Origin of the sequence: Mesorhizobium sp. M7A.F.Ca.CA.004.04.2.1, from assembly GCF_004022825.1 — a bacterium.
Taxonomy (GTDB): Bacteria; Pseudomonadota; Alphaproteobacteria; order Rhizobiales; family Rhizobiaceae; genus Mesorhizobium.
The window spans coordinates 1-1951 of the sequence record NZ_RZPH01001081.1 but is presented as its reverse complement, the minus strand read 5'-3'; the positions used below and the strand labels follow the sequence as shown (position 1 = coordinate 1951).

Below are 1951 nucleotides of genomic sequence, written 5' to 3'. Positions count from 1 at the left end.
GTGCACAGTTTCGCGGCCAGTTCGACCGCGGCCTTGGCGCCGGAGATGACCAGTTGGCCACCGCCATTGTCGTTGGCGATCTGGCAGACAGAGCCTTTGGCGGCTTCCGCGCAAGCGGCTTCGACATCGGCATGTTCCAATCCGATGATCGCCGCCATGGCGCCCTCGCCGGCCGGCACCGCCGCCTGCATGGCATTGCCGCGTATGCGCAGCAACCGGGCGGCATCGGCAACCGAAACGAAGCCGGCAGCGGCCAACGCCGAATATTCGCCCAGCGAATGACCGGCGACATAGGCGATCTTGCCTTTCAGCGAGAAGCCGCGCGATTCCAGCGCCCGGATCGCGGCCAGCGACACCGCCATCAGCGCCGGCTGCGCGTTGGCGGTCAGCGTCAACGTCTCTTCCGGCCCTTCCCAGATCAGCTCCGACAGATTTTCGCCGAGCGCATCGTCGACTTCCTGGAAGACCCTGCGCGCTTCGGGGAAGGCGTCGGCGAGATCCTTGCCCATGCCGACCGCCTGGCTGCCTTGTCCGGGAAAGGTGAATGCAACGGCCATGCGAGGGCTCCCAAGGGCTGGTTTTGCTTGCCTGAAGACGGTTTTTCTTGCCTGTGACGCATGGCGGGGCGCCAAGTCAAGCCCGGTTCGACCCTGCCCGAGGGCAGCCTCGTCCGCCGAGTGCCTGTTGCGAAAGGGTTTTTGGCGATCACTCCTGATGAAAACCGCTCACGATTCGTTTGCTGGCTCTTCTTATTTCCGTTACAGGCGCTAGCTTTGCGTGACAATTCCATGACAATCGAGTGACGCGCTTGTCGCTGGGTGGGGAAGTTAAAGTGGCAAAGAGTTACAAACGCACCGGCAAGGCCGCGCCACAGTTCCTGGAAGACGACCCCTCCACCGGCTATCTGCCGGGCAGGAGATGGCCGGTCGTGCGCTATGGGCTGATCAGCCTGGCGATTGCCGCTATCCTGGTGTTTGCCATCGAACTGATCGTGCGCGGCGACTTTGCCGGAACCATCTCCTTCTTCCTGCAGCCGTTCAAGCCGGGCTGGACCACCATCGTCGTGTTTGCGCTGCTCCTGATCGGCTTCGATGCGGTGCTCGGCCGCAGCCACCAGAGCCTGATGATCGTCGCGCCGCTGACCTTGTCGCTTGCTTTCGTCGGTCACCAGAAGTCGCACTATCTCGGCGATCCGCTCTATCCGACCGATTTCCTCTATGCCCGCCAGATCTTCGCGCTGCTGCCGCTTTTGGTACGCGAACGGCCGATGACCGCGCTTGCCATGGTCGTCGGCATCGTCGCCGGCCTGTCGCTGCTCGTCTACGGCTGGCGGCTATGGCGCCGCAAGGTTCCCGCACTCAGCCGCAAGGGGCGCCTTGCGCGGCTGACGCTGGCAGTGCCGCTGCTCGCCTTCTTCGTTTCGATCATGGACTACGCCACCTTCTCCTGGACCAGGGATCGGCTGCAGATCATCCCGATCATGTGGGACCAGAAGGAAAACTATGCCTCCAACGGCTTTGCGCTGGCCTTTGCCCTCAACGTGCCGATGGCGCATGTCTCGGCGCCGCCGGGCTATTCCGACAAGGCGATCGCAGCGATAGCCAGGCCTGATGTGACCGCCTCGGTGCCGGCCGAGAAGCCGGACATCATCATCGTCATGAGCGAATCCTTCTGGGATCCGACCAAGTTGCCTGGCGTCACCATCACGCCAGATCCAATCCCCAATGTGCGGGCGCTGCGCTCGGGCTCGATGTTCTCGCGGGAGTGCGGCGGCATGACCGCCAATATCGAGTTCGAGGCGCTGACCGGCTTCTCCAACGCGTTCCTGCCGGCAGGCAGCATCCCCTATCAGCAATATGTGCGCACGCCGACGCCTTCGCTCGCGACCTTCCTGAAGAGCCAGGGTTACCGGGCGCGCGCCATCCATCCCGGCACCAACTGGTTCTGGAAC

The 1951-nt window shown here is 63.3% G+C and carries 2 protein-coding genes; one reads left to right on the top strand and one right to left on the bottom strand.

The window, feature by feature from the left end; genetic code table 11:
• On the bottom strand, positions 1-557 hold a 557-nt coding region (locus EN893_RS31495), incomplete at its 3' end, for an ACP S-malonyltransferase (protein ID WP_164901280.1).
• Positions 558-832: 275 nt separating this feature from the next.
• Here EN893_RS31495 and EN893_RS31490 point away from each other — a divergent pair.
• On the top strand, positions 833-1951 hold a 1119-nt coding region (locus tag EN893_RS31490), incomplete at its 3' end, for an LTA synthase family protein (protein ID WP_164901279.1).